The sequence below is a fragment of the Bacillus sp. P4_E1 genome, assembly GCF_056401715.1.
The window spans coordinates 102,399-123,779 of the sequence record NZ_JBFUIV010000001.1 but is presented as its reverse complement, the minus strand read 5'-3'; the positions used below and the strand labels follow the sequence as shown (position 1 = coordinate 123,779).

Annotated in this window: 19 protein-coding genes and 2 pseudogenes; 14 read left to right on the top strand and 7 right to left on the bottom strand. The window is 32.6% G+C overall.

Annotation, left to right across the window (positions count from 1 at the left end):
• The first annotated feature begins 1 nt into the window (after nucleotide 1).
• The 3 genes and pseudogenes from AC1DS7_RS00615 to AC1DS7_RS00605 all read left to right on the top strand — a co-directional run.
• Complete coding sequence (locus AC1DS7_RS00615) at nucleotides 2–169, top strand: type 2 periplasmic-binding domain-containing protein (protein ID WP_002141895.1); 168 nt, start codon at nucleotides 2–4, stop codon at nucleotides 167–169.
• A gap of 207 nt (nucleotides 170–376) precedes the next feature.
• Nucleotides 377–976: an undecaprenyl-diphosphatase gene (locus tag AC1DS7_RS00610; protein ID WP_476998675.1), complete on the top strand. Its 600-nt coding sequence runs from the start codon at nucleotides 377–379 to the stop codon at nucleotides 974–976.
• Nucleotides 946–1,409, top strand: a pseudogene (locus AC1DS7_RS00605) (MBL fold metallo-hydrolase); the annotation flags it as partial. The gene AC1DS7_RS00610 and the pseudogene AC1DS7_RS00605, both read left to right, overlap by 31 nt.
• A 208-nt stretch (nucleotides 1,410–1,617) precedes the next feature.
• Here the strand turns inward: AC1DS7_RS00605 and AC1DS7_RS00600 are convergent.
• Together AC1DS7_RS00600 and AC1DS7_RS00595 are read right to left on the bottom strand one after the other, a co-directional pair.
• A complete protein-coding gene (locus tag AC1DS7_RS00600; protein WP_002141898.1) occupies nucleotides 1,618–2,619 on the bottom strand; it encodes an alpha/beta hydrolase in 1,002 nt (333 codons plus the stop codon).
• A gap of 394 nt (nucleotides 2,620–3,013) precedes the next feature.
• Nucleotides 3,014–3,475 carry a GNAT family N-acetyltransferase gene (locus AC1DS7_RS00595; protein WP_002032325.1) on the bottom strand — a complete coding sequence of 154 codons (462 nt, stop codon included), beginning with the start codon at nucleotides 3,473–3,475 and terminating at the stop codon, nucleotides 3,014–3,016.
• A gap of 512 nt (nucleotides 3,476–3,987) precedes the next feature.
• On the opposite strand from AC1DS7_RS00595, the gene AC1DS7_RS00590 reads away from it, so the two are divergent.
• The 5 genes from AC1DS7_RS00590 (at nucleotide 3,988) to gerXC (ending at nucleotide 10,310) form a co-directional block, all read left to right on the top strand.
• On the top strand, nucleotides 3,988–5,418 hold the full coding sequence (locus tag AC1DS7_RS00590) for an ABC transporter permease (protein ID WP_476998674.1): 1,431 nt from the start codon (nucleotides 3,988–3,990) through the stop codon (nucleotides 5,416–5,418).
• 11 nt (nucleotides 5,419–5,429) lie between these two features.
• Nucleotides 5,430–6,107: an ABC transporter ATP-binding protein gene (locus AC1DS7_RS00585; protein WP_000447830.1), complete on the top strand. Its 678-nt coding sequence runs from the start codon at nucleotides 5,430–5,432 to the stop codon at nucleotides 6,105–6,107.
• A gap of 441 nt (nucleotides 6,108–6,548) precedes the next feature.
• Nucleotides 6,549–7,628: a spore germination protein GerXB gene (gerXB, locus tag AC1DS7_RS00580; RefSeq protein ID WP_033706854.1), complete on the top strand. Its 1,080-nt coding sequence runs from the start codon at nucleotides 6,549–6,551 to the stop codon at nucleotides 7,626–7,628.
• A 56-nt stretch (nucleotides 7,629–7,684) separates the two neighbouring features.
• A complete protein-coding gene (gerXA, locus tag AC1DS7_RS00575; RefSeq protein ID WP_063219038.1) occupies nucleotides 7,685–9,163 on the top strand; it encodes a spore germination protein GerXA in 1,479 nt (492 codons plus the stop codon).
• The gene (gene gerXC, locus AC1DS7_RS00570; protein WP_002141901.1) at nucleotides 9,150–10,310 is read left to right on the top strand and encodes a spore germination protein GerXC; all 1,161 of its coding nucleotides are present in this window, start codon (nucleotides 9,150–9,152) and stop codon (nucleotides 10,308–10,310) included. The genes gerXA and gerXC overlap by 14 nt, the downstream gene beginning before the upstream one ends.
• 239 nt (nucleotides 10,311–10,549) lie before the next feature.
• Here the strand turns inward: gerXC and bla are convergent, their stop codons facing one another.
• The gene (gene bla / locus AC1DS7_RS00565) at nucleotides 10,550–11,485 is read right to left on the bottom strand and encodes a class A beta-lactamase (RefSeq protein ID WP_002141903.1); all 936 of its coding nucleotides are present in this window, start codon (nucleotides 11,483–11,485) and stop codon (nucleotides 10,550–10,552) included.
• Nucleotides 11,486–11,954: 469 nt separating this feature from the next.
• On the opposite strand from bla, the gene AC1DS7_RS00560 reads away from it, so the two are divergent.
• Nucleotides 11,955–13,247, top strand: coding sequence for a hypothetical protein (locus AC1DS7_RS00560; protein WP_002127575.1), 1,293 nt, complete (start codon nucleotides 11,955–11,957; stop codon nucleotides 13,245–13,247).
• A gap of 57 nt (nucleotides 13,248–13,304) precedes the next feature.
• On the opposite strand, the pseudogene AC1DS7_RS00555 reads toward AC1DS7_RS00560, so the two are convergent.
• Together AC1DS7_RS00555 and AC1DS7_RS00550 are read right to left on the bottom strand one after the other, a co-directional pair.
• Nucleotides 13,305–14,777 (bottom strand): annotated as a pseudogene (locus AC1DS7_RS00555) (sensor histidine kinase).
• Entirely contained in the window at nucleotides 14,770–15,435 is a 666-nt protein-coding gene (locus AC1DS7_RS00550) for a response regulator transcription factor (protein ID WP_000800741.1), read from the bottom strand. The pseudogene AC1DS7_RS00555 and the gene AC1DS7_RS00550 overlap by 8 nt, the downstream one beginning before the upstream one ends.
• A 462-nt stretch (nucleotides 15,436–15,897) precedes the next feature.
• Here AC1DS7_RS00550 and AC1DS7_RS00545 point away from each other — a divergent pair, with 462 nt between their 5' ends.
• The 3 genes from AC1DS7_RS00545 to AC1DS7_RS00535 all read left to right on the top strand — a co-directional run bounded on the left by AC1DS7_RS00545 (nucleotide 15,898) and on the right by AC1DS7_RS00535 (nucleotide 18,077).
• Nucleotides 15,898–16,572, top strand: a complete 675-nt coding sequence (locus AC1DS7_RS00545; protein WP_476998673.1) for an HAD family hydrolase — start codon at nucleotides 15,898–15,900, stop codon at nucleotides 16,570–16,572.
• A 171-nt stretch (nucleotides 16,573–16,743) separates the two neighbouring features.
• Nucleotides 16,744–17,112, top strand: a complete 369-nt coding sequence (locus AC1DS7_RS00540) for a DUF4180 domain-containing protein (protein WP_002141909.1) — start codon at nucleotides 16,744–16,746, stop codon at nucleotides 17,110–17,112.
• A gap of 197 nt (nucleotides 17,113–17,309) precedes the next feature.
• Nucleotides 17,310–18,077: an arylamine N-acetyltransferase family protein gene (locus AC1DS7_RS00535; protein ID WP_215589063.1), complete on the top strand. Its 768-nt coding sequence runs from the start codon at nucleotides 17,310–17,312 to the stop codon at nucleotides 18,075–18,077.
• Between the two features lie 19 nt (nucleotides 18,078–18,096).
• Here the strand turns inward: AC1DS7_RS00535 and AC1DS7_RS00530 are convergent, their stop codons facing one another.
• Nucleotides 18,097–18,279, bottom strand: a complete 183-nt coding sequence (locus tag AC1DS7_RS00530) for a hypothetical protein (RefSeq protein WP_476998672.1) — start codon at nucleotides 18,277–18,279, stop codon at nucleotides 18,097–18,099.
• A 143-nt stretch (nucleotides 18,280–18,422) separates the two neighbouring features.
• On the opposite strand from AC1DS7_RS00530, the gene AC1DS7_RS00525 reads away from it, so the two are divergent.
• Nucleotides 18,423–19,076 carry a YdeI/OmpD-associated family protein gene (locus tag AC1DS7_RS00525; RefSeq protein WP_088039453.1) on the top strand — a complete coding sequence of 218 codons (654 nt, stop codon included), beginning with the start codon at nucleotides 18,423–18,425 and terminating at the stop codon, nucleotides 19,074–19,076.
• Between the two features lie 126 nt (nucleotides 19,077–19,202).
• Nucleotides 19,203–20,318: an NAD(P)/FAD-dependent oxidoreductase gene (locus AC1DS7_RS00520; protein ID WP_002165712.1), complete on the top strand. Its 1,116-nt coding sequence runs from the start codon at nucleotides 19,203–19,205 to the stop codon at nucleotides 20,316–20,318.
• A 448-nt stretch (nucleotides 20,319–20,766) separates the two neighbouring features.
• Here AC1DS7_RS00520 and pssA read toward each other — a convergent pair whose 3' ends face one another.
• Nucleotides 20,767–21,258: a CDP-diacylglycerol--serine O-phosphatidyltransferase gene (gene pssA, locus AC1DS7_RS00515; protein WP_002085344.1), complete on the bottom strand. Its 492-nt coding sequence runs from the start codon at nucleotides 21,256–21,258 to the stop codon at nucleotides 20,767–20,769.
• Nucleotides 21,259–21,381 lie beyond the last annotated feature (123 nt).

Below are 21,381 nucleotides of genomic sequence, written 5' to 3'. Positions count from 1 at the left end.
GGTGTCTGCAAATAAATTATATCAATCAGAAGTTGTTTACAAAGAAATATGCGATTCTAAAATTGTTGCGGAACTAGCCGTTGCATACCGAAAGACCGATATAAACCGAGAGTTACAAGAGTTTTTGAAAATAGCGAAAGGCAAGACGATGAATCCATTTACAAAATGACGAGAAAATGACAAAACTGTAAGAAAGCACGAATGTTTGTAAGAGAGTTCGATGTTTTCCTTTTTCTTTTTTTATTATAGTGAAAAAGAAGAAAGTGATGTCATAAGAGGTTGATATTTTTAGATGAGTACAATAATCAAAACTATTCATGTAATGAAAGTATATGGCAATCAGTTAAACACCTTACTTTAAAGGAGGGATTGGAAAATGTCTTTTTCTCAATTCAATATTGATATTTTTCGAGCAATTAATGATTTAGGTAAACAATATTCATTTCTAAACTCAGCCATGGTATTTTTGGCAAAATATATGGTATATATTTTTGGTTTAATTATTATAGCTTATTGGTTTACCGGGTCCAGAAAAAGTAGGATGATGGTTATTCAAGCGATGGCTGCTTTTATGATTGCAGAGGTGATTGGAAAAATAGCAGGGGAATTTCATTTGAATTATCAACCGTTTGCAGTATTGCCTGATATTAATAAACTTGTTGACCATGCTGTAGATAATTCGTTTCCTAGTGACCATACGATTATCTTTTTTTCGATTTGTTTTTCATTTTGGCTTGTTCGTAAAAAGACTGGATGGTTATGGCTTATACTTGCATTTTGTGTAGCGATTTCTCGTATTTGGGTAGGGGTTCATTATCCTTTTGATGTTGCAATAGGGGCTTTAATAGGATGTGTTGCAGCGTTATTTTCGTATTGGTTAGTACCGAAATTTTCTTTTATCAAGCAATTGCTTACTCTATATGAAAGAGTAGAGAAACATGTTTTACCATCCAAAAACAAATCAAAGGGATTTTGAGTATAGCCCTTTCTCATCCTCATTATTATTCTACACAAGTTGAATGGGTCGATACATTCAATGCACCTATTTACATCCACGAAGACGAAAAAGAATGGGTAGTACGTCCAGGTAACAAAAAAAAAATTTGGTCGGGCGAGTCTTTTGAATTAACAAATGGCATTACTTTAAATCGTATTGGAGGTCATTTTAAAGGAGGAACTGTTTTACACTGGAAAGGTAGAAATCATAAAAAAGGTATCACAGTTATCCAAATCTGATTCTACTTCCTGCTAGTAAAGTAAGAGAGATGATGGATAAAGTAAAAGGGCTACCATTCAACCGTATTTATAATGCTTTTCATCGAGTCGTGTCAAAGCATGCGGACCTTGCTGTTCAGAAGTCAGCAGATCGATACATAAAAGCACTGCAGGAAACACTTTTTAATACATGAGATGTTTCAATATTACCTGTAGACATCTTTAAGAAATTAAAATAAATAGATAAGTTTAGAGCATGTTATTATCATTTTTTAAAACATGCTCTTTGTATTTAAAATAACACCAACATTACCGACACGTACAAGTTATCAATAATCTTTATGTTGAAAGAATCTTAGCGTACGAATGTTGGTACTACCCCCTACTTAGTAATCTCACAATTTAAGGCATGTCTTTGGGGAAGTGTGAGGAGTTCAATCGATTCTGAATAAAATTGATAGTATCAGTTGCAATTTTTTTACGTTTAAGAACAATCCCGGCATGTCCACATGTATAAATATATCGCGTAGGTCTTTCCCAGGATTCCCACAAATAGTCCGTATCCTCAGAGTGCACATATAGATCGTGCTTACCTGAAATTAATAAAATATTTTCTTTTTTTACTTTTGGTAACGCTTGACTCGGTTCAGTGATTTTCCAATAAGCTATTAAATCATCATACGTAACACCATGATGTTCCAAGTCTTCTCTAATAAATTTACCTGGATTTGTCTTCCAAATTGAATAAGAGAGTCGATTCGCGTAGAAAATGGATGCTAACACATCAATTTCTGGTTCAACAAGAGATGTTAAGTTAGTAATAACTCCACCTAAACTGATTCCTATTAAAATCAAGGGACCATTTTTATTTGCTTTAATCCATTTGATCAAAGTTCGTAAATCAGCTACCGCTTGTTTAGTTGCTTCTACAGTTCGTTCAACATTGGCACTTACCATGTACTCTCCACTGTATAGGGATTGGTTCGGTTTTCTGTCAAAATGATATGGTAAAGTGAAATAATACATATTCCACTTCAAGTTGGTCATATGGTCGTGGAATATTTTTTTTACACGTTCGTTAGAATCCATTCTCCAACCGTGAACAAAGATGACATGAGGTGCATCTTCATTTTTATGTAAAAATAATTCCCCAGTGACAGAATCGTTGCGTGAATCACCAGATTGAACCGAGCTTTTATATTTGAATTGTCCAACCATGTATTCCTTTTCTTGTTTTAAATGCTTAATGTTAAAATGAATATGAGATGGTTTTACTTTATAAAAAAATTCTATGTCCTTTATATATAGTGAGGTGTTAGAAAGAGAAGTATACTGGAACTTTACACTTCTTTTTTTGTGCAAATCATACAAGGCGTATCGATCAATGAGTTTTGAAAAAATCAAATTAACCTCCTCCAAAATACATATCGTCTAAAAGATGGACAAAATTTATGCTGTAAATTAATTGTAAAATATTATCTTTTCCTAATAGTAGATGCTTGAATTATAAAACAGGTGGGGAATTTGTATATTATATTATAAAGCTATCAATAAAATAAAACTATAAATATCTTTTACAAAAACCTAAAAAGCAAGTTAATATTCTCATTCATAAAAGAGAACATTAACTTGCTTATTTTCGTATCAAAAGGTACACCTTTTGAAGTGACGTAATTTATATGAAAGACAATGTGTCAATTTGTATATTTAATACAGTGATAGTTACCATAATTTTCGAAGCCTATAGTTAATTAACCTTACAATATACGTCTTTTAGGTATATAAATAGCTATATTCATTAGAGAAAGAGTTTTAATCCTTCATGAGAATCTTTAAAACCTAATTTCTTATAAAAGTGTAAAGCTTCTTGTCGTTCTTTATCTGTTGTTAACTGTACTAAATGACATCCCCGTAATTTAGCACGTTGAATAGCCCATTTAATAAGTTTACTTCCTATACCTTTACCACGTTTTGATGAGGCTGTCCGTACACCCTCAATTGTAGCTCTCCAACCCCCTTGACGTACAATGTAAGGCGTAAATGTAATTTGTTGAATACCGACAATCTCCGTCCCATCACACGCTACAATCAACTCGTTATTTGGATCACAATCAATAGCATGAAATGCTCTTATATAACTATCAGGGAGTGGTGTTTCATAGCGCTCTCTTTTATTTCCTAAAACATCATCAGCAAGCATTTTTACAATTTCATCTAAATCATCTGCCGTTGCAATCCTAAATGTTATAGTTTCTGTCACTATCAAAAAACCTCCTTAATATATGCACTTGTTGCTTTTATTTTACTTGTTTAAATACAAAAGGTTAAATTATAAAATATTATGAGTCTCTATAACTTTTTCTTATAGATAGCATAAAAGCCTAACTTATAAAATTATAAGTTAGGCTTTTTAACACAATATTATTATTAGAGAATCCGACCAACTTCAATAAACCTCCATATTCTTTAATGAAGTTTCATATTTAACAAGCACACATATAACCATCCAAATAGGGTGGTTTTTATTTGTTGTATAGAAATTACGAAATAAGCATGGATTTGTATGCTCTCATTCAATGCTATCTAAAGCCATAACTTCCTTGCCAATATTCAAAACGATTACGTTTTTGAATATGTGTTCCGGTCTTTCTTGACCAGGTCAATGAATAACTACACATAAACTCCTTATATCTCTAGATAAACTACCGATTAGCTCCATATAGACTCTAGATAACCTATATAGAATACAAGTTATCAAGGAGGTAAGAAAAAATGAACTTTATGAAACGAGCAATTCTCAGTATGAAAAAAAGAGTAGGAACATCATTAATTTTGATGGCAGTTTTCCTAATTGTTACAAATTTAGTGTTGGCAGGATTCACAATCCAAAATGCATCAAAAAAAGCTGCTGATGCAGCAAGAAAAAAACTCGGTGCAGATGTTACTTTAAGTCTTGATTTTGACAAATTAGGTCAACAAGCTAGGGAAACTGGAGAGATGCCTAATCCACCGAAGCTTAATACAAAAGAAGCAGATCAATTAGCGAAGTCAAAGTATGTAAAAGACTATAATTACATAACTAGCACTCTCGGAATTTCTGACGGACTTAAACTAGTAGGAGCTTCAGAAGGAGAAGAAGAAGGAAAAGGTAAGGCGGGAATGGCGGCTGTACGAGGCGGTTCAGGCTCCGGTACAGAAATAGATATGAATTCTTCTTTTATGATTGAGGGAGTTCGCAAAACTGCATTACAAGAAAGCTTTAAGAATGGAAAAAGTAAAATCATTGATGGGAAACCAATTACAGAACAGATGAAAGATCAGAATGTAGCTTTAATGGAAAAACGATTAGCGGAATTAAACAATTTGAAAGTAGGAGACAAAGTTAAAGTGCAATCAGGGGATAAGAAGGAAACCCTCGAGGTTGAAATTATCGGCATTTACGAAACGGATGAGCAAGCAATGGGTCAACAGGCCCCTCCTATAATGGATCCAGCTAATAAACTTTATATGCCGCATTCAACTATGAAAAAATTAGAAATAGATCAAGGTATAAGTAGCATTCAAGTCGTGTATTTCTTGAAAGATCCACAAAACATTGAAGCATTTAAAGAAGAAGCAAAAAAATCTGATATTGATTTTAATTATTATAAATTAGATGCACATGATTCGTTGTACAAACAAATGATTGGGCCTATCGAAAATATCTCATCTACTTCTCAAATGATTATTTATATTGTATCAATTGCAGGTGCGATTATTTTAGGGTTAATCATTATGTTATCGATTAAAGCACGTCGTAAGGAAATGGGGATTCTATTGTCCATTGGAGAGAAAAAGTGGAAACTGATGGCGCAGTTCGTAGTAGAAGTAGTATGTATCGCTATTTTAGCATTTGGATTATCCATAACAACAGGAGCAAAAATTTCTCAATTCATAGGGAATAATTTACTTTCGAGTGAAATTGCTACAGCAGGAGAAGAAACAAACACACCACAAAATGGAACTGTAATGGTAGCTGGACCTGGTGGAACTGTACAAAATCAAAAAGAGGATCCAATTGATAAAATTAATGTAAGTGTAACTGGAGAAGATGTAGGGAAAATGGGGGGGATTGGACTAGCTATTGCTATATTAGCAACGCTTCTTCCAGCATTATCTATTCTACGCCTGAATCCAAAACAAATTCTTTTAAAAGATGAATAAGGAGGCTCGATATGGAGACGATTTTACAATTTAAAAACTTAGATTATTATTATGAAAGTAACGGAAAAAAAGTAGCGATACTAGAAAATGTTAACTTTTCTTTTCAAAAAGGACATTTCTACACGATTCTAGGACCATCCGGATCTGGTAAAACCACTACGCTTAGCTTAGGTTGTGGGCTAGATATACCTAAAAATGGTTATGTACTATTTAATGGAAAGGATATTCGGAAAATTGGTTTGGATCGGTACCGTAATCAAAATGTATCGGTAATTTTCCAATCTTATAATTTGATTACCTATATGACTGCTCTTCAAAATGTCTTAACAGCAATGGAAATTACAGGTGTTAAAGTGCAAAATAAAACGGCAAGGGCGTTAGAATTATTAGAGAAAGTAGGACTTACAGAAGTAGAAGCGAAACGAAATGTTCTGCAACTAAGTGGCGGGCAACAGCAGCGTGTTGCAATCGCTCGAGCGTTATCTTGTAATGTTGATTTACTGATTGCGGATGAGCCGACAGGAAACCTCGACGAAGAAACGGCAATGGATATAATAGAACTGTTTCAAGAACTTGCACATAAAGAAAATAAATGTATTATTGTTGTGACGCACTCACAGGAAGTTGCTAAAAAATCAGACCGTGCAGTCTATTTAAGTAAGAAGAAGTTGGTAGTAAACGAAATTTAATATAAACACCCTAGTTTTTTAATTCACATAATTTTCGAAATCAGTTTCTTCAAATATTTATATTTGATATACAATATAACCAAGCCATAATCAAAATGGTCTCCCTGTATTGAATGTTAAGATAGTTTGTTATTCCCTTTTTAACAATTTTTGAAAAAGAACTTGTAGTATATTCTACAGGTTCTTTTTGTTATGATCGGTTTACTATATCATTGAAGAATTGCATATAAAAAACGGGACAGTATTTAGGTGTATGATCTAAATACTGTCCCGTTTAATTATTTATCTGTAAAAAGGAACTAGCTTACATCTCATGTGATAGATTTTATAAATAAGAGCGTTTAATTGTCCATGGCTCTAAGCACTAACCATTTGGAATAAAGATGCAATGTATCAGTTATACTATGTAATATTTATTCATTACAAAATATGGTGGTATGTATGACTAAGCAAACAATTACTTTATTTCAAGTTTCTATGATACTCATTGGTAGTATTGGGATAATTAATCATGTCATTATGATTCCTATGTTATTAGATACCTCGGGTAGAGATTCGTGGATCTCTATCATATTAGTAAGCATTATATACTTGATTTGGATTTCATTAATATTCATCATATATAGAAACATAAAAAATGAACACTTGTTTTCGTGGTTAAAAAATAATTTTGGGAAACTCAGTGTATATCCAATCATATTCATAGTTGTGATTTATTTAATAACAATTGGTGTCGTTGCACTAAAAGAAACATTAACTTTTTTCTCTTTTTATTTACCAGAAACACCTCACTTTGTATTAGGAATACTTTTTTCAATGATTTGTCTCTATAATGCTACAAGAGGAATTCAATCTATTGCACTTACAACAGGTGTTTTGTTACCTATTGTATTTCTACTTGGTTTTTTTGTAATGTTTGCAAATGTTCCGCATAAAGATTATTCTTTACTTCAGCCAATGATGGAAAATGGAATGAAGCCAGTATTTAAGGGAATGGTTTATCCTGCAGCGGGATTTTTAGAGTTAATTTTTATTCTTTTCTTACAGCATCACATTTGTTCAAAAGTCAAATTATATCAACTGATTGCTTTGGGAATGGTTATTATCGGTATCACAATAGGCCCAGTTATGGCAGCTATTATAGAATTTGGACCTTTCGTAGCAGCAAACCAACGATATCCAGCATTTGAAGAATGGAGACTTGTGTCAATAGGAAGGTATATTGAAAATTTAGACTTTCTCTCCGTGTATCAGTGGCTTGTAGGGATCTTTATTCGTCTATCACTTGTTGTTTTTCTTATACCAGATTTGTTATCAATTACAAATCGAAAAACGAGAAATGGGATTATGTTTGCAATACTTTCATGTATTTTATTAATAAGTATACTACCCATCAGTGACTCTAGTTTCTATTGGTTTGTATCTCAAATTATTTTACCAGTTTCAGCTTTAGGGCTATTTTTGTTTTCTATCTTACTAATAGTGTTTGTATGGGTTGCTAAATTTAAGAAAAGCTCTTAAAAGAGTATGGGGATGTATTTTATATAAGGTTGCTGAGTTTGAAGGAGACAACGTAGATGAACAAACGAGTAGAAATAAATGAGAAGATAATACTAGAGTGGTTTGAAGGATGCAACGATGTAAAAGTAATAAAGCGTGAATTGGATGAGAAAGAAAAAAGGAATTCAGTATTGTTTATGTATTGTCAAAACTTAATTGACAATACAAAATTAAAACAAGCCACATCATCCCATGTTTGCAAAGAGCTTTCAAGTAATTCAATAGAAGAGTTTAACCTCTCAACATTAATTCCCCAGTTATCAGTAAAGAAATTAGATATGGTAAATTCGAATGAAACTATCTCTCAGATTATATTTGAAGGTAACCTCCTTATTATTTTTGAAGAATCTAAACATGGATATATAGTTGATATTGCCCAAATACCTACCAGATCGGTTGAACAAACAAATACAGAGATGACCATTCGTGGTGGACGTGATGGATTTGTTGAAGAGTTAAACACAAATATAGGATTAATTAGAAAAAGACTAAAAACGAGTTCTCTTAGTTATGAAGAATTTATTATTGGAGAAAGAACACAAACTAAAGTAGCACTCCTGTATTTAAAAGATGTCGCATCCCAAGATATCATTAATCAAGTTCGATTAAAATTAAGACAAATTAAAATAGACGGGGTTGTTTCAAGTGCGCAAATTGAAGAGTTAATCACAAACAATCAATTTAGTGTATTTCCTTTAGTTGAATATACAGGGCGCCCTGATTATGCTGTGAATTGTTTGCTATATGGGCGTTTTATTTTACTGGTTGAAGGGTCACCAACAGCGACAATTGCACCAGTTACATTTCCTTTTTTTGTGAATACATCTGAAGATCAAGATCTTTTCTACATATTCGGTAGCTTTGTACGACTTGTAAGTCTTTTGGGGATAGCAATTTCTATATTTCTTCCAGGAATTTGGATAGCACTAATTACATATCATCCAGATCAGATTCCCTATACGTTGCTAGCTACATTAAGCTTATCAAGAGAAGGGATTCCTTTTCCAGCTCCTTTAGAGGGGCTAATTATGATGACCTTATTTGAAATTTTGAGACAAGCAGGATTGCGTGTTCCTGCCGTATTCGGTCAAACATTATCTGTTGTAGGGGGATTAATTATTGGACAAGCTGCTATTAGTGCAGGCATTGTTTCAGCATCTATGGTCATTATAATAGCAATCTCGGTTGTTTCGACATTTGCTTTAACTAATCAGTCAGTAACAGGAATAATAAGTATATTGCGGTATGTAGTATTCTTAGTATCTTCTTTATTAGGCATAGTAGGATTTATCTTTTGTGTCCTTGTGATGGTGATACATGTAGTAAATTTACGCTCTTTTGGAGTTCCATTCTTTACACCATATTCACCCCCTGTGTTTAAAAGTATGCTAGCAGCCACATTTAGACTTCCTTTCACGTATATGAAAAAAAGACCTGAAGAATTGCATACGCAAGATAATACAAGGAAAAGAGAGAGTACCGATGAAGAAAAATAAAAGAATAGTTATATTTCTTTTTATGATGTGTACGTTTCTAACAGGGTGTTGGGATCAAAGAGAGTTGCATCACGTTTTGTATATAAATAGTCTAGGTATCGATTTTAAAGATAATAACTATATCATCCGTCCGCAATTTATTAATTTTTCTAACATAGCTAAACAAGAAGGGAGCACTACCCGTAATTATAGCCAGGCCTATATCGGAAAGGGAAAAGGCCCCATTTTAGATGAGGCAGCATTTGATTTTTATAAGGGTGCTCAACAAGAAATCTCATGGGAGCATCTCAAAACAATTGTTGTAACAGAGAGATTTCTAAAACATGGTGACTTAAATCAATTTAATGATTTTTTTTCTCGTTTTTTTCAATTTCGAGATACTATGTGGATATTTGGAACTAAGGAGCCTTTAGAAAATATATTAGCGAACAATAATATATTAAATATTTCTCAATTATATACAATCATTAATTTACCAAAAGAGATAACCAAGCAATATACAATAATAGATCCTTTACCTTTATATAAATTCCAAAGAAATTATTATGAACCTGGGATGACAACTCGCATTCCATTCTTAGCTACGACTAAAACATATTGGAAAAAAGGACATACATCATTTCCAATGTTAAAATTTAGTGGTTATGGTTTTATAAACGATAAATCCTATATAAATCATTTAAACAGCCATGATATTGCTGGGGTTCGATGGACGGATGAAAATACCAAACGAGCTCCATTACTATTAAAATTTAACAAGAAAATCATTGGACATATAGTATTAAAAAATCCAAAGATAGATACAAAGCATGTTATTAAAAATGGAAAATTACGTATACTTATGAACATCCATTTCGATGCTGATATTTTTCAATTAATAAATTCTATGCCTGTAAATGATATTAAAAAAATTGCAGAGGACCAAGTTGAAAAAGAAATTAAAAAAACGTACCGAAAAGGAATCGAAAGAGGGATTGACACGTATCAGTTATCACATTCCTTATATCGGCAGAATTCTAAATTGTGGAAACAGTATAAAAAAGAGGGGGGGATATCCCTTCAAAATAAAGAATTAGATTTAAATGTCTCGATTAATATAGCTACAAATGGAAAATCTAAAAATATGCGTAATATGATTGAGCATTAGAATGGTTGAAGATGAAAGGAAACGTAAAATATTAACTCTAAATAGGAGATTCGAACTTGAAAGACCACTACGATGTGGCGTCGTCTTCTTTAGGAATGGGAGGAGAGTTCGATTAGGAGAAGAGGGAGGCTTTTGCCTCCTTCTTTGCCTGAAAACATGCTTACATTTCTTAGCGTTTAGATAAGTACAAGTATTTAAAACTATATGTGCCGTAAAGTAGGAGCAGCTTAAATTCATTACTATGATTTATTTGTTACTTTTAAAGCGTCTAACACTATTTTAGTTGCATTTGCAATAAGTTTATCATCGTATTTCGCATCTTCTTTCGCATGATTAGAAAGTATCGCAAGAATAATTGGATTTTTATTTGGTGGCCAAATGATTGCAATATCATTCCTTGTTCCATAAGACCCAGAGCCGGTCTTATCGGCTACTTCCCATTCTCCTGGAACTCCAGCACGAATTAAGTTGTCCCCCGTAGTATTTCTTTTCATCAAATCTATTAAAAAGTTCCGTTTCTCAATGGAAAGTATATCGCCTAGCGCGTATGCTTGAAGACTAGTAGCTAATGCCTTTGGGGTACTAGTATCACGAGTGTCTCCTGGCTGCACTTCGTTTAATTCTGGTTCAAAACGTTCAGGATTTGTGACAGTATCTCCTATTTCTCTCAGTAATTTTTTGAATTCACTTGGCCCACCTAATTGTTTAAGAATAAGATTTTGTGCAGTATTATCGCTATATCGAATGGAAGCATCCGCAAGCTCTTTCAGAGTCATACCTGTATCTACATATTTTTCAGTAATTGGATTGTAATTCACAAGATCTTTGCTAGTATACTTAATTTTTTGATCTAAATCTTCTATTGATTTCTTTTGTAACAGTGCTCCAACAGCAAGGGCTTTGTGGGTAGATGCGTATGCAAACCGTTCATCTGAACGATAAGTAACAGTTTGATTCGTACCTGTGTCCAATGCATAAATACCAAGTTTAGCATCATATTCTTTTTCCAGCTTCACAAAAGAATGATTACTTGTATTTTCTTGTTTGGTTTGTTTCGGTGGTGCGGATTGAATATTACTATTGGAACAGCCTATAAGCGTTACACATGAAAGTAATACTACAGGTAACATCTTTTTATAATGCGAAATGTGAAAAAACTTCTTTGAAACTATCATACATTTTCAACCTCTTTCAAGAATTTATGGATTTTGTATAGGTATTTTACATACCGATACAATTAATAAATGTACCAGATAGCACTCATCTTGTGTTTCTTGCATTACAAAATGAGAGAACTACCAAAAGCACCTTTTTTATACGTAATAGACAATCTAAGTAACACATTTGTTCCATTTATGATTAAGGTTTTGAATATATCCATTAATTTTATTTATAAGAATCACAAAATCCACCTTTTTTGCACGCCACTTAATTTAATGTGGATTTAGATTGAGTTTACCTCGTAATGGGAATTTCAATTGGATTGCGCATATATAACAACCTCGTTCCGGACAGAATAAGTAATAACAACTACAGATTTCATTTTAAGTGAGGTGTTATACGATACATACGACAAAGCAAAAAAGACTTGTGGTGCAAAGTATAACTACATTTAGTCTACTAATAACGACTATCTTTACACCCATGCTTATTTACATTGTTTATGGATTACAGATTTCGAAAGGCTTTGAGGGATACTGGCCATCAATCTTGTTTTATACAACTTATATGACGGGTGTGTTTATCTGGATACCTATTGTGAATAAAGCTGGGATTCACCGCTCCTTATATTGGACTGTTTCTATTCTGATAGTATCATTACTTAGTGTTACTTTCTTTGGATGGAGTTCAAGGTGGCTAGAAATAAGTGCGTTATTTTCTGGTTTTGCAGTTAGTACAATTTCTACCATGACGAGTACTTTATTGTTTCTACATGTGGAAGGCGGGGGAAAGGTTTATAATAAAAATCAACAAGCGATTATTATTGGTATCGTTTTTCTTTTACTAATAATCGTATTGTTAGCGATTAGTTTTTTATCGCCGCCGCTGATAACATGCATATATGGGATTTGTTTAATCAGTATCCTTTTTGCTATAAAAAAAATGCCGAGAACAGAGTTAGCCAAAGGGCTTTTACCTATCTCCATCGTATCGGTTGTAGGAAAGTTTCTTTTTGTCTCAATGCTTATTCTTTTGATTCGAACAAGTCGTAACATAAATAATGAACAATATATTTTTTATTTTTTTCTACTTTCTATAGCGCTTATTTGTTTCATGTTTTTGAGTTTATTGAAAGGAAAGTTCTTTCATAAACTTTCATCTTCTTTACCAATTCGCTTAAAGGCAGAATCATTTTTACTTGGATTAGGAAATGGATATTTATTTTTGATGGGTATTTTTTATAGTTTTACTTTCTATAACATGTTAACCTGTATTTTCATTGTAGTTGGACCATACCTATTAGGGATTTTGATGTCCATATTTTTAGATATCAAAGCTGCTAAGAAAGTTAATCCAATCCATTTGTTTTTAGTAAGTACTTTAATCATGATATTCGGGTTTTATTCTCCAATATTTATAGTCCTTAGCGTTACATTTGGAAGCTATGCCATTAATAGTATTTCTTCTCAAAATAATATGAAAGTATATATGGTGAATGCTACACATAGAGAGCTTTCTTTACTCATTTACACAACATGGAGAAATATGGGGAATATATTTTTACAATTTTTTATATTGATTGTGATTGTGGGAGTAGGGGTGTTTTACGATGTCGAATGGTCGCAACTTTTCCAAACAATTGTTGGGAAGGGTCAAATGCAGATTGAAGGGTTATCCGTACAACGATTGATGTTTATGTTAGCAATTTGCTGTTGGCTTGGCATGGTGGGCTTAGGTATGTGGATTGGTAAAAAAGCTAATCCCAATATTGCTTAAAAAGTAACTCGAAAAATATCAATACTAAAACTACAAAAAACAAACAAACTCGTCCTACTAAGAGGGGAGTTTGTTTGTTTTTTGTTTAGATAATGGAATGTTCATGCAAAATTGTACACTATGTTCCATATTTTTTATAGAATATTTTATATCTAGCGTTTCAAGAATTTGTTTAACAATATATAGCCCCAAACCACTTCCTCCAGTATTTCGATTCCTTGATTTTTCAATTCGATAAAATGGTTTGAAAATTTGTTGTATATCCTCTTCTTTAATATTGACACCTGTATTCATAATTTGCATTTTGATTTGACCTTGTTTAGAATCCTCACTTAACTTTATATAGACTTTTTCATTATGTGGTGAATACATAACCGCATTATGGATAATATTTTTACATGCTTTTTCAAAAAGAACACGATCTGTATAAACAGAAAGATCAGAATCAATTTCTTTTATTATTTGGATGCTTTTTTGAGAAGCAAAAAATTCGAGATCTTTTGTGATTGTATCTATTAACTTCGAAAGATTAACTTCTTCTACTTTTAGTTTAAAGGTGTGTTGTTCTAATTTCGACATGCTTAAAATTTCACGAACTAATTGTTCCATACTTTCAATAATTTGATGATTTTTCTTTAAATATTGATCACGATTTTGATAAGGGCCAATATTGTATATCATCCCTTCTAAGTATCCTTTCATTACAGTAAGAGGGGTCTTTAATTCATGTGCTACAATCGCAAAAAACTCTCTGCGTTTTGTTTCTATTTCTCGTTCTTTTTCAATATCATTTTTTAATTGTTGATTTGCTTTTTTTAAATCAAACATAGCTTGTTGTAAGTTAATAGACATGTCATTCAAACTATTAGATAGTTCTCCTAACTCATCTGTAGAGCGAACCTCAATTTTTTCGGAGAAATCTAAATTTGCCATCTTTTGTGCACCCTCATTAATATAAATAAGTGGTTTTGTAATAAACCTGGAATAGAAATAAGCACTCCCTACACCGATTATGAGTACAATGATACTAATATAGGGGAGAAAGCGTACTAAAACCTGTGAAGCTTCATCAATTGGTTGAAATGTAGCAAAGACTATAAGCGTTAAACTAACATCTTGGAATTGAATTGGTTGCGTAACGTTATATGAATTGCTAAGGGTACCTGCATTCTCGAACCGTGTGGCTCTAGTAACTACTGTTGTTTGCGAACCATTTTGAGTAAAAGAAAATGAAGGAGAGTATTTAATTATTCMCTCATTATTTTGAAGATAAAGCATCGCATTATTTTTTTTTGCATATTCATCAAAAAGTGGTATCGCATCTTGAAACGTAAGATCTTTAGATTTATCAATGATTTCTTTTATCCCTGTTTGAAGTTGATCTGTTTTTTATTGCTCATAAAAYGTAGGGAGAAAGAAGTATAAAGTTAAATAAATCAATACTGCAAAGGATAACAAAATGAGAGAGGTAGTCATAAAGAGTTTATAAGTAATTTGCTTCATCTTCATGATTTTCACAATACTATTCATCAATTTTATAACCAATACCCTTTATTGTTTTAATATAAGGGATAGCTAACTTTTTACGTAGGTTTTTAATGTGTGTATCAATTATTCGTGTTTCTCCAAAATAATCGTACCCCCAAACTTTTTCTACGATATTTTCTCTTGTGAGTACTTTTCTCTCATTTTGAAATAGTAGTTGTAGAATTTCAAACTCTTTTGTCGTTAATAAAATTTCAACGTCATTTACATATACTCTATATGCATCGACATCGATACGCACTTCTTTAAATACCAAATGATTATTTACATTTTTATCATAACTTCTTCTAAGTACAGCTTCGACTCGTCTAATCAAAACATGAAACGAAAAGGGTTTTGTTATATAATCATCGATTCCAAGATCGAACCCTTTCATTTGATCTTCCTCTTCTTCCAATGCAGTTAGCATAATAATTGGTACGTTTGACTGACTTCGAATCATCTTGGATACTTCAAATCCATTAAGATTGGGCATCATTACATCTAGAAGAATTAAATCAAAGGATTGCTTATTAAATTGTGTCATACCCTCTAATCCATCTGATGCGACTACCACTGTATACTGTTGTGTCATTAAAAATTGTTTAATTAATTCCTGAATTTCTTGATCGTCCTCAACCACGAGGATATGATAGTTTTTCATAATATCACCTCTGGTAGTCATTATAGCCGTACTATCTGTAGTTTATGTGGAGATACAGTAGGAAACTTCATAGGACATTTAACGTATTAACTCCATTTTCAAGATTGTGTATTCTCCGTAAAAAAGGATTATTACCCATACTCCTTTTTTATGGAGAAATATTTGTGTGCTTGAAAAAACTTATCATATAAAAAGCTGAACGATTAATATTTACAAAAAACTAATGTATAATAATGTAAAATGTATGTAGTTTTTTTAACTGTTTGAAAATATACTTTCGATACTTTACTAGAAGGGGAAAGGGAGATGAATTTAAATATAAAAGAAGCCAGCGAAATTCTAGAGCGTACGCCACAAACTTTGTAGTTTTTTTGCTAATTTAGTAAAGGCCTAAGGTGCGAATAAGGGATTATTTAAATCATGTGAGAAAGGTTGTGAAATTATTTGAGGAGTTATAAAGCTATGCTGTTTGATTTAGATGATACGTTACTCGATAGGGATAAGGCAGTAGATAACTTATTTTTATTAGTTTTAGAAAAGTGTTATGAGGATGTTAGTGATACAGTCAAAAACAATATGTTACAGAAATTCAAAGAATATGATAAAAGAGAATATGGCATTAGTGATAAAACAATAGTTTTAGAATCATTATTTGATGAATTCGCGCCGAAATATAGATTGCCACGCAATTATATCCAAGATTTTTGGAATGAAAACTTTCCTAAATGTTTTTCAATTGACCAAAATACTATTCTTTTCTTAAATCATATAAAGAGGCACTTTAAAGTTGGAATTATTACAAATGGCTCAACTCAGAGGCAAAAAGCTAAAATAATGAATACGAGTTTAAATGAGTATTTTGATACGATTATTATTTCTGAAGAAGTGGGATTTAGTAAACCTGATAAACGTATATTCGAACTAGCATTAAATAAGCTAAATGTACAATCAGAAGATGTACTATTTGTTGGAGATGACTTAGAAAAGGATATTGCCGGTTGTCAAAATGCAAATATAAAGGGCATATGGTTCAATCCTAATGTGATTAAGAATAATACCGACACTAAACCATATGCCGAGATTACTTCTTTTGATAATTTATTAAGTTATTGTGGAGAGATAAATTTTCAAAAATAGTAAAAAGATAGATTACCCTTAATTTCATTGACCGTATGAGAAGTTTTAAAACAATATTTATTTACGAGGATATAAAGGATATTGGGCCAGGGGCAAATCATTTATGTGTGTTAATGAAGAGCTACACAGCGTGTTTAATATATACTTTATAAATTATAGAGGGGTGAGACTATGGAAATAAAGAAAGTAGTAATTGGCGGAATAAATATTGCCGTCGTCAGAAACGATACAGTATTAATATCCGACGTTCAATCTGCATTAGATCTCATGGCAACAGTTCAATATGAAGTGGATTCAAAGCGGATTGCTATCAATAAATCATTAATAAGTGAAAGCTTCTTTGACTTAAAAACACGGCTTGCGGGTGATATTCTTCAAAAGTTTATAAACTACAGAGTAAAGATTGCTATTATTGGAGATTTCTCTATGTATACGAGTAAAAGCTTAAAGGATTTTATTTATGAATGTAATAAAGGTAAGGATATTTTTTTATTAGCAACTGAGCAACAAGCAATTGAAAAATTAAGCTCATTGAAATAAAGATATAAAGATATAAATGTAATTCGAAAGAGGCATCTGTGAAGGTGCCTCTTATTTGTATTTTTATATAAATATGTTTTTCAAATTTAAATTTTGTACCGGTACAGTAACTGCAAATGTACATTGTTACTATATCCCTTCCAATTTACAATCAGCATATATTATTTTAATTTATAACTTATTAAGGGGTGCTGAATATGACAAAGTTACAAGATCAACTTTTCACAAGATTAAACCTTGAAAAACGTACTGAAATAAAATTTGAAGAATTAAGTACAATACTCTTTGCATTTGCCCACACAATCCCGTTTGAGAATTTAAATGTAATAGCAAGTAATGCGAATACAATTTCTATGAAAAACTTACAAGAGAAAATTTTAACTAGTTCTCGAGGTGGGCTTTGTTATGAATTAAATACTCTTTTTTACTATTTTTTAAAAGATAGTGATTATGATGTACAACTCGCACTAGGTACCGTATATAAAAATGATATAAACGCTTGGGCACTTGAAGATGGGCATATAACAATTATTTTAAATTACGAAAACGTAAGGTACTTAATTGATGTAGGTATTGCTTCATTAGTACCTCTTGTGCCAGTACCGTTTACTGGCGAACTTGTTTCTTCTAAAAACGGTTCGTATCGAGTAAGACAAAAAGATACGAGTAAAGGAAACTATGTTCTAGAAAGAATAGATGTTGATGGAGAATGGAAAGTTTGTCATGCTTTTTATAAACATATTATTGATGAGACAGTAGTAAACGATGTTCAAAGAAGAGTGATAGAAGATGAGAAATCTATTTTCAATAAAGGACCCATTGCAGTAAAATTGACGAACTTTGGCCATGTCTCATTAACGAATACTAGTTTAACTGAAATTATTTATGGAGAAAAAACGAAGCGTGAAATTACAGAAAATCAATATAAAGAGCTTTTATATACTTTATTTGCTATTGAGTTGTGAATATAAAAATAGCCGGTTCTTATTCAGAATCGGCTATTTTTATTATTTTTGGTTTAAATGGTTTTCGTCTAATATGTTTCGGAAACTGCGGTATAGTTAACGTTTTTAACGTTTCCTCAGCTTCTTCATATGTATGAAAGACTGGCTCTTTTCCATGATCTCCTTGCAAAACTAGCCCTTCATCTCGGATTACATACGGCATAAAACCACTCCTTATAGTAAAAAATTATGGTCTATTGAAACAGAATGATACGATTTCAAGTTTAATTTTCTTAATAGATATAATACACTAGAACAGTATAAAGAAGTATATAAAATGAATATTGGATGCAAAGGAAGATTATAATGTCAGTTATTGATAAATTGAAACTAAATAAGTATACAAATATGGTCGTAATTAACGAACCAAGTGATTATGACATTTTCACAGGTAAAGAAACCTCATTTTCAAAAGAACATGATGCTATTTTTATTTTTGTTGAAACACTTGATGAAATGGTGAAACAAACGAATTTTATTATTAGTAATGAAGAATTACTAATTGAAAAAGGTTACGTATTTTTCGCATATCCGAAAAAAGGTAATGCTCGTTACAGTACGTTTATTCACCGTGATGAGATGTTTCCGGCATTAAACGTTGGAGATGATGGATATGTGGGGGAAAGCGAAATTAAATTTGCGCGAATGGTAAGTATGGATGACGTCTTTACAGTTGTAGGTTTAAAACGTGAAAAGAAAAAAGCGAAGAAAACACCTGCAGCGAGTCAATGTGTTGCTGATTATGCAGACCGTATTCAAGATGTTGAAGCATTATTGGCTAATCATTCAGCTGAACTTAAGTTTTATCAAAGTTTAACTCCTGGTTATCAAAAAGATTGGGCACGTAATTTATTTTCTGTGAAACAAGAAAAAACACGCGATAAACGTCTTGAGAAAATGATTGAAATCCTTTCACAAGGCTATAAAACAATTGAATTATTCCGTAAGAAGAAAAAATAATGATTAGGAACGTCACAATGATGCAACAATTAATTACGTTGAGCACATTGAAAAAAGGATTCCTTTCAGTATACTAAAGTATGTTCTTATATTTAAATAATTAGCAAAAGAGAAAAGGTGTTTGAAATGAAATCGTATATTGTAGTTGGATCTGGAATTTTAGGGGCATCTACTGCCTATCATCTTGCTAAGGCTGGTGTGAAGGTTACTATTGTAGATCGTCAAGATTTAGGTCAAGCAACTGATGCAGCAGCAGGTATTGTCTGTCCGTGGCTGTCGCAACGTCGTAATAAAGCATGGTATAAAATCGTTAAAGGCGGTGCACGTTACTATTCTTCGTTAATTCAGCAATTAGAAGAAGACGGTGAAACGGATACAGGTTACAACCGTGTAGGTGCAATTAGTTTACATACTGATGAGAAAAAACTAGATCAAATGGAAGAGCGAGCGTATAAACGCCGTGAAGATGCACCGGAGATTGGTGAAATCACTCGCTTATCAGCTGAAGAAACGAAAAAGTTATTCCCAGCATTATCGGAAGAATATAGTTCTGTTCATATTAGTGGCGCTGCACGAGTAAATGGAAGATTATTACGCAACGCATTAATAAGCGCTGCGAAAAAACATGGTGCAACTTTCATAAAAGGTGATGCAGTATTAGTCCGTGAAGGGAATCATATTACGGGAGTTAAAGTAAATGACGAAAAAATTGTAGCAGAAAAGGTAATAGTAACTGCAGGCGCATGGGCGAACGAAATCTTGAATCCATTAGGAATTAATTTCTTAGTTACGTTCCAAAAAGGACAAATTGTTCATTTGCAAATGGAAAATACAGCAACAGAAAATATGCCAGTTGTTATGCCGCCGAACGATCAATATATTTTAACATTTGACAATGGCCATGTCGTAATTGGTGCAACGCATGAGAATGATACTGGTTTCGATCACCGTGTAACAGCTGGTGGTTTACATGAAGTATTCCATAAAGCGTTAACAGTAGCGCCTGGTTTAGAGGATGGTACAATGCTTGAAACTAGAGTTGGATTCAGGCCGTTTACGCCAGGATTCTTACCTGTTATTGGCCCACTCCCTAATTTTGAAGGCATACTCATTGCAAACGGACTAGGTGCTTCAGGATTAACAGCAGGTCCATACTTAGGATCAGAACTTGCGAAACTTGCGTTAGGGCAACCGATTGAATTAGATTTAAATGATTATGATGTTGCTGGGGCAATGGAATAGTAATAAACAAAAAGATTAGGAGTGATTTCCTAATCTTTTTGTTATGTTATTTGGGCGTAACTAAGTATTTTGAGAGGTAGGAGTTCTTTTAAACAAGTGGGATCACCACATCGCTATCAAGCTAAAAAAATAAATAATATCCACAAAACGAAAATTTTTTGCCCTTTATAGCAACGAAGTACATTTTTATCGTTTGAGGTATTAGAGAAGAAAGATTGATTCGTTCAATATAGAGGCGAAAATACATATCAGAAATATAAACAATAGCCTCAAAAACTGGGGGCTATTCAATTTCACAATCTATTATGATTAATTACAATAGATAAGCTCTTTAAAGTCTGTCCCATCGCTGCATTCGTAAAATGATGAATAACATCAAAACCCTCAACTTGATGGATATTAGCGAACCGTTCCACAAATGAAATTAAAGCGATAGACGGGATCCCAATTAAAGTTTTTTAAACCTAATTGGACTTACCATTAAGAGAGCGAGGATTAATGTAATCCATGCATTGCTATATGAAAACAATCCCATACCGGCCAATGGTAATCCAGCAGCTGGAATAGGTAATCCCTTAAAATATCCAATGGTTGGTTTTACACTAAATTTAGCTAATCTTAAAGCACCCATCGTTGGGAAAAGGATAAATGCCAAAGAAGTTAAAATAGAAGGTGTTGCTATCGAATGAAATAAAAGTGCAGGAGCAACTCCGAAACTAACAATATCAGCTAAGGAATCCAATTGTACACCAAACTCACTGTTCACTTTTAATTTCCTCGCAATTCTTCCATCAAGGAGATCTAAAACAGCTGAAAAGAAAATAAAAATGGAGGCTACTTCCAAATAGTCACTCATATTCATGGTAATTGAAAAAACACCGCACAATAAATTTCCAATCGTAAATAAATTGGGTACAGCTTTTACTATTTGATTGAACAAGGTTATCCCCCCTAAGTTGATCAAACTTCACGTTTATGTAGCATTTTCTATATATTCTTCCGTTATTCTTGAAAAAATATGACCACTGTATGCTAAGTAAATTTCGGCAAGAGAAAAACCGAT